Origin of the sequence: Sphingomonas sp. (assembly GCF_031426035.1) — a bacterium.
Taxonomy (GTDB): Bacteria; Pseudomonadota; Alphaproteobacteria; order Sphingomonadales; family Sphingomonadaceae; genus Sphingomicrobium.
The window spans coordinates 1-5,339 of sequence record NZ_JANPKO010000024.1 but is presented as its reverse complement, the minus strand read 5'-3'; the positions used below and the strand labels follow the sequence as shown (position 1 = coordinate 5,339).

At 70.7% G+C, this 5,339-nt stretch carries 6 protein-coding genes and 1 pseudogene; 1 reads left to right on the top strand and 6 read right to left on the bottom strand.

The genetic code is table 11. From position 1 onward, the window contains the following. The 3 genes from RMP08_RS01485 to RMP08_RS01475 all read right to left on the bottom strand — a co-directional run. On the bottom strand, positions 1 to 696 hold a 696-nt coding region (locus RMP08_RS01485), incomplete at its 3' end, for a CNNM domain-containing protein (protein WP_310467180.1). A gap of 61 nt (positions 697 to 757) precedes the next feature. Next, positions 758 to 1,213, bottom strand: coding sequence for a nucleoside deaminase (locus RMP08_RS01480; protein ID WP_310467179.1), 456 nt, complete (start codon positions 1,211 to 1,213; stop codon positions 758 to 760). Positions 1,214 to 1,248: 35 nt separating this feature from the next. Further along, positions 1,249 to 1,560: a hypothetical protein gene (locus RMP08_RS01475; protein WP_310467178.1), complete on the bottom strand. Its 312-nt coding sequence runs from the start codon at positions 1,558 to 1,560 to the stop codon at positions 1,249 to 1,251. A gap of 177 nt (positions 1,561 to 1,737) precedes the next feature. On the opposite strand from RMP08_RS01475, the gene rpmB reads away from it, so the two are divergent. After that, a complete protein-coding gene (gene rpmB / locus RMP08_RS01470) occupies positions 1,738 to 2,034 on the top strand; it encodes a 50S ribosomal protein L28 (protein ID WP_310467177.1) in 297 nt (98 codons plus the stop codon). Between the two features lie 16 nt (positions 2,035 to 2,050). On the opposite strand, the gene RMP08_RS01465 is transcribed toward rpmB, so the two are convergent. From RMP08_RS01465 to RMP08_RS01455, 3 genes and pseudogenes are all read right to left on the bottom strand, one after another. Continuing rightward, entirely contained in the window at positions 2,051 to 3,025 is a 975-nt protein-coding gene (locus tag RMP08_RS01465) for an esterase-like activity of phytase family protein (RefSeq protein WP_310467176.1), read from the bottom strand. Between the two features lie 154 nt (positions 3,026 to 3,179). Further along, on the bottom strand, positions 3,180 to 4,997 hold the full coding sequence (gene cobT, locus RMP08_RS01460; protein ID WP_310467175.1) for a cobaltochelatase subunit CobT: 1,818 nt from the start codon (positions 4,995 to 4,997) through the stop codon (positions 3,180 to 3,182). A gap of 3 nt (positions 4,998 to 5,000) precedes the next feature. Then, positions 5,001 to 5,339 (bottom strand): annotated as a pseudogene (locus tag RMP08_RS01455) (cobaltochelatase subunit CobS); the annotation flags it as partial.

Sequence of the window (5,339 nt, the reverse complement as noted above, 5' to 3'; positions counted from 1 at the left end):
GTCGACGTCGGTGCGCGGGGTCATCACCTCGCGCACCGGGCGGTCGGCGAGGCGGACGATGCCCGAGATGATCGCGCGCTCGCTTTCCTCGAGCACGCCGGCGGTCTGCGCCTCGGCGACGACCAGGTGCAATTCCTCGGCGGTCACCTGGTTGCGCGATTCGCGGTCGAGGCCGAGCGCCTTGAAAATCAGCGCGCTGGTCTTGTCGAGCAGCCATACGAACGGCGCGGTGATGCGCGACAGCCAGTCGAGCGGGCGGGCGACGATCGCGGCGATCGGCTCGGGAGAGCGAAGCGCGAATTGCTTGGGGACGATTTCGCCGATCACCAGCGAGGCATAAGTGGTGACGACGATGACGATGGTGAAGCCGATCGTCGCGGCGGTCTCGGGGTCGACCCCGAGCAAGGCGATGCGCTGGCCGACCGGGGTGCCGAGGCGGGCGCCCGAGAAGGCGCCGGCGAGGATTCCGATGAGGGTGATGCCGGTCTGCACGGTGGACAGGAAGCGGCCGGGCTGGGCGGCCAGCTTGAGCGCGACCGAAGCGCCGCGGCTGCCGTTCTTGACCATCGCCTTCAGCCGCGCGTCGCGCGACGAGACGATCGCCAGCTCGCTCATCGACAGGACCCCGTTGAGCGCGACCAGCGCGAGGATCAGCGCGAGGTCGAGCCAGGGAAATGGGAGGAGTGGGTCGCTCATTGGCGTGGCAACGCTTTGTGCCGCGAATAGGCGCCGGGGACAAGCGGGGGGCGCAAGATGGTCATGCGCGGCGGGCGGCGAAGAAGGCGCGCAGCTGGGCGGCGGCCTCGGCCTCGCCGATGCCGCCGAGGACGTCGGGGCGGTGGTGGCAGGTCGGCTGGGCGAAAATGCGCGGGCCGTGGACCACGCCGCCGCCCTTGGGGTCCTCGGCGGCGAAGCGCAGCGACGCGAGGCGGGCGATGGAGATCGCGGCGGCACACATCGCGCACGGCTCGAGGGTGACCCACAAGGTGCACTGGTCGAGGCGCGGCTGGCCCAAGGCGATGGCGGCGGCGCGGATGGCGACCATTTCGGCGTGGGCGGTCGGGTCGAGCGATCCGCGCATGGCGTTGGCGGCCTCGGCGACGATGCGATTCCCGTGGGTGATCACCGCGCCGACCGGCACCTCGCCGGCCGCGGCGGCGGCGGCGGCGAGGTCGAGCGCGCGGCGCATCGGCGGCGGCAGTGGAAAACTCATGCCGCCGCGCTAGCGCAGGGGAGCGCCGGAGTCAGCTACAGCGCGGTGTTGGTGGCGGGCTGCGGCTGCGGCTGGGGTAGCGGCTGCGACCCGGCCGGCGGGTTGACCTGGAGCCGCGGCACCGGGACCTGGACATTGACGTTGGCCGGCTGGGCGCCGACCGAAACGGTGCCGGTCTCGACCTCGAACGCCGGGGTCTGGCCGCCGCTGGCGGTGACTCCGTTCTGGCTGGTGGAGATATCGGGAGCCTTCGCGCCGCGGGTCTGGCGCAAGTCGAGGAAACCGGTCGCGACGGCGATCAGCACCGCCACCACCGCTACAATCAATATCAAGAGAATCGCGCGCACCCCATTGCTCCTCGACCGTTCGGATTGCCCTTTGTAACGCAGTTGGCGGCGGACGGTTGCGCTTTGTGTCGGGGCGGCGACAGGGCGCGCGCTGTTGACGGCGAGGGGCCGAGCGGCTAACGGGCTGCGCTTTCCGGGCGCCTTGACGGCGCTCGTCCAGACATCAGGAACCAGACCATGTCGCGCGTATGCGAGCTGACCGGCAAGGGCCGGCAGGTGGGCAACAATGTTTCCCACGCCAACAACAAGACCAAGCGCACGTTCCTGCCCAATCTGCAGAACGTGACTTTGCTCTCGGATGCGCTTGGGCAGAGCGTCAAGCTCAAGGTGTCGACGCACGGGCTGCGCTCGGTCGAGCATGTCGGCGGGCTCGACAATTGGCTGACCAAGACCAGCGCGGACAAGCTCAGCACCAAGGCGCAGAAGCTCAAGCGCGAGCTGGCCAAGAAGGCCAAAGCGGCTCCGGCGGCTTGATTGCCCTCCTCCCCCGCTAAAGCGCGGGAGGATTTCCTTTCAGATCATACGCGACCAGCAGCGTGCGCATCCACGGCTGGTGGTTGTCGTCGGTCATCAGCCACAGCCGCGTGCCGCCGCCGGGCAGGGGTTCGGCGGCGAGCGCCTCGGGATTGTCGCGCGGTCCGAGAGCGAGCGGATAGCGGCGGCCTTTGACATAGCCCCCGCCCGCGCGGCGCACCTCGACCAGCGCGCTGGTGAAGCCGAGCAGGCTTGGCTGGCGCTCGAGCAGCAATAATCGACCGCCGGCCCATGCCGCGTCCGCAATCCGCGTCGGCGCGCCGTCCAGCGGGAATTCGACGGCGCGGGCGCCGGTCACCCGCACCACGCTCGTGCCGAGCTCCGGGAACAGCAACAACGCGCCGGGAGCGGCGGCGACCCCCTCGATCCCGGCATTGCGCGGCCAGCGGTCGCGGGCGAAGCGGATGGTCGCCAGCGAGCGGTTGAAGCGGTGATCGTAGAGGCGGAGCAGGTTGCGGTTCTCAAACGCCACCCACCAGCCGCGGCGCTGCGGGTCGCGGGCGAGGGCCTCGCTGTCGCGGCTCGATTTCGGTGGCGCCTGGCCGGGCTCGCCGGGCAGCAGGTCGATGGCGATCGTCGGGCGGTTGGCGCCCGGTTTGGGAAAGCGCAGGACGGCGCCCGAATCGGTGATCGCGACCAGTCCCCCGCCAGCGACCGCGAGCGCCGATACCCCGCCGAGCCGGCGGTCGTCCGCACGCAGCCGCCAGGCCCCGGCGAGTTGCAACGGCGGTGTGGCGGGACCGGCAAAATCGACCGGCGTGAACTCCAGCGCGACCGAGCGGTGGCCGGGCGCGCTGTGCCGCGGCGCCGACAGCAAGGCATCCTCGGCGAGGAACACAATCGCGGCCAGCGCAAAGCCCGCGACGATGGTCAGCCGGCTTAACCTCGGCTGCGCTGTTCGTTCACCTCCGGTTGAGGTCGAATCGGTCATAAGCCCCTCAAGTGACGGGGTTTTTCCCTTGTACCCCGGTCACACGAGACGGCCCTGGGCCGATGCGTACCCTCGCGTCGCGTATCGAGGGGGGCCCGGTGCGAGCAATCGCGCCGGGCCCAAGTTTTTTCAGGGGTTCGTCCTTCGCTCTGCGTCACGGATTTTCGAACAGCGTCACCAGCTGCTCGATCATCGCGCCGCCCAATTGCTCGGCGTCCATGATGGTCACCGCGCGGCTGTAATAGCGGGTGACGTCGTGGCCGATGCCGATTGCGGCGAGCTCGACCGTCGAGCGCTTCTCGATCCACGCGATGACCTGCCGCAGATGGCGCTCGAGATAGGCGCCGCCATTGGCCGAGGCGGTCGAATCGTCGACCGGCGCGCCATCCGAGATGACCAGCAATATGCGCCGCTCCTCGGGCCGCGCGATCAGCCGCTGGTGCGCCCACAGCAAAGCCTCGCCGTCGATATTCTCCTTCAATAGCCCCTCGCGCATCATCAGCCCGAGGTTGCGGCGGGCGTGGCGGTACGGCTCCTCGGCGCGCTTGTAGACGACGTGGCGGAGGTCGTTGAGCCGGCCGGGATGGCCCGGGCGACCCTCGGCCAGCCATGCCTCGCGGCTTTGCCCGCCCTTCCACGCGCGGGTGGTGAAGCCGAGCACCTCGGTCGCCACCCCGCAGCGCTCGAGGGTGCGGGTGAGGATGTCGGCGCAGATCGCGGCGATCGCGATCGGCCGCCCGCGCATCGAGCCCGAATTGTCGATCAATAATCCAACCACGGTGTCGCGGAACTCGGTCTCGCGCTCGACCTTGTAAGACAGGCTGTGGGCCGGGCTGACGATCACGCGGGCGAGCCGCGCGGCGTCGAGCATGCCTTCCTCCTGGTCAAACTCCCAGCTGCGCGCCTGCTGCGCCATCAGCCGCGGCTGCAAGCGGTTGGCGAGCCGGGTGACGACGCCCTGCGAACTGGCCATCTGCTGGTCGAGGTAAGCGCGCAGGCGGCCCAATTCGTCCTCGTCGCACAGCTCCTTGGCCTCGACCGCCTCGTCGAAGCGGGTGGTGAACGGCTTGTAGTCGCCGTCGGGCGCGAGGTCCCAGTTGCGCCGGCCGGGCGCGGGCAGCGCGGTGTCGCTGCCCTCGTCGCCGTCGGCCATCTCCTCCTCGCCGGGCTCGCGGTCGTCGCTGTCCTGCTCCTGCTCGGCGCCGTCGTCGTCCTGCTCGGCGCGCATGTCCATGTCGCCGCCGGCCGGGCCGCCGTCGTCGCCGCTGTCGTCGGCGTCGTCGGCGCCGGCTTCGTCGCCAGCCTGGTCGTCGCCGTCCTCGGGCGGCTGGTCGGCGGGGTCGGCGGCGGGGGCGAGGTCGAGGTCCTCGAGCAATTGGCGGGCGACGCGGGCGAACGCGGCCTGATCGTCGAGGGTCATCGCCAGCGCGTCGAGCTCGGCCGCGGCCTTGTCCTCGATCCACGGCGCGACCAGCTTCAATCCGGCGAGCGCGGCCTGGGGCGGGGCGGCGGCGGTCATCCGCTCGCGCGCGATCAGCCCGACCGCGGTCGCCAGCGGGACTTCCTCGGCACTGCGCGCGCGGACGATCGCGTCCGAGCGCACCCGCGCCTCAGCGAGCTGGGCAAGATTGCCGCGCACCCCGCCCATCGCGCGCGCGCCGAGCGCCTCGACCCGCGCCGTCTCGAGCGCGTCGAACACCGCGCGCGCCTCGGCGTCGAGCGGGGCGGCGGCGGCGTGGAGCGCGGGATCGTGATGGCGCAGGCGCAGCGCGGCGGCATCGGCGGCGCCGCGCGCCTCGCCGACCAGCCGCGGCTCGAGGCTGGGTCCGGGCGACGGCACCCGCGCGGTCTTGCCCGAGGCCGACCCGACTTCGCTGGCGAACACCACCTCGACCTCGGCGTCGCGCGCGATCGCGCGGGAGGCGCCCCCCAGCGCGCGGCGGAAATCGTCGAGGGGGGACCGGTCGGCCACCGGTCAGGCTTTGCCGACGACGCTTTCGGGGAGGTCGGTGCCGAACACGCGCTGGTAATATTCGGCGATAAGCGGGCGCTCGCTTTCGTCGCACTTGTTGATGAACGAGACTCGGAAGGCGAAACCGACGTCGCCGAAAATGAGCGCGTTCTGGGCCCAGCTGATCACCGTGCGCGGGCTCATGACGGTCGAGATGTCGCCGTTGATGAAGCCCTGGCGCGACAGCTCGGCGACCTTGATCATTTTCTCGACAGTGCCCTTGCCGTCGGGGTTGTCATACTCGCCCGATTTGGCGAGCACGATCTGCGCTTCGACCGCGGCCGGCAGGTAGTTGAGCGTGGT

Bases quoted from the DNA above. Each gene is read 5' to 3' on its own strand.
- RMP08_RS01480 (WP_310467179.1), bottom strand. From the start codon at position 1,213: ATGAGTTTTCCACTGCCGCCGCCGATGCGCCGCGCGCTCGACCTCGCC.
- rpmB (WP_310467177.1), top strand. From the start codon at position 1,738: ATGTCGCGCGTATGCGAGCTGACCGGCAAGGGCCGGCAGGTGGGCAAC.
- RMP08_RS01465 (WP_310467176.1), bottom strand. From the start codon at position 3,025: ATGACCGATTCGACCTCAACCGGAGGTGAACGAACAGCGCAGCCGAGG.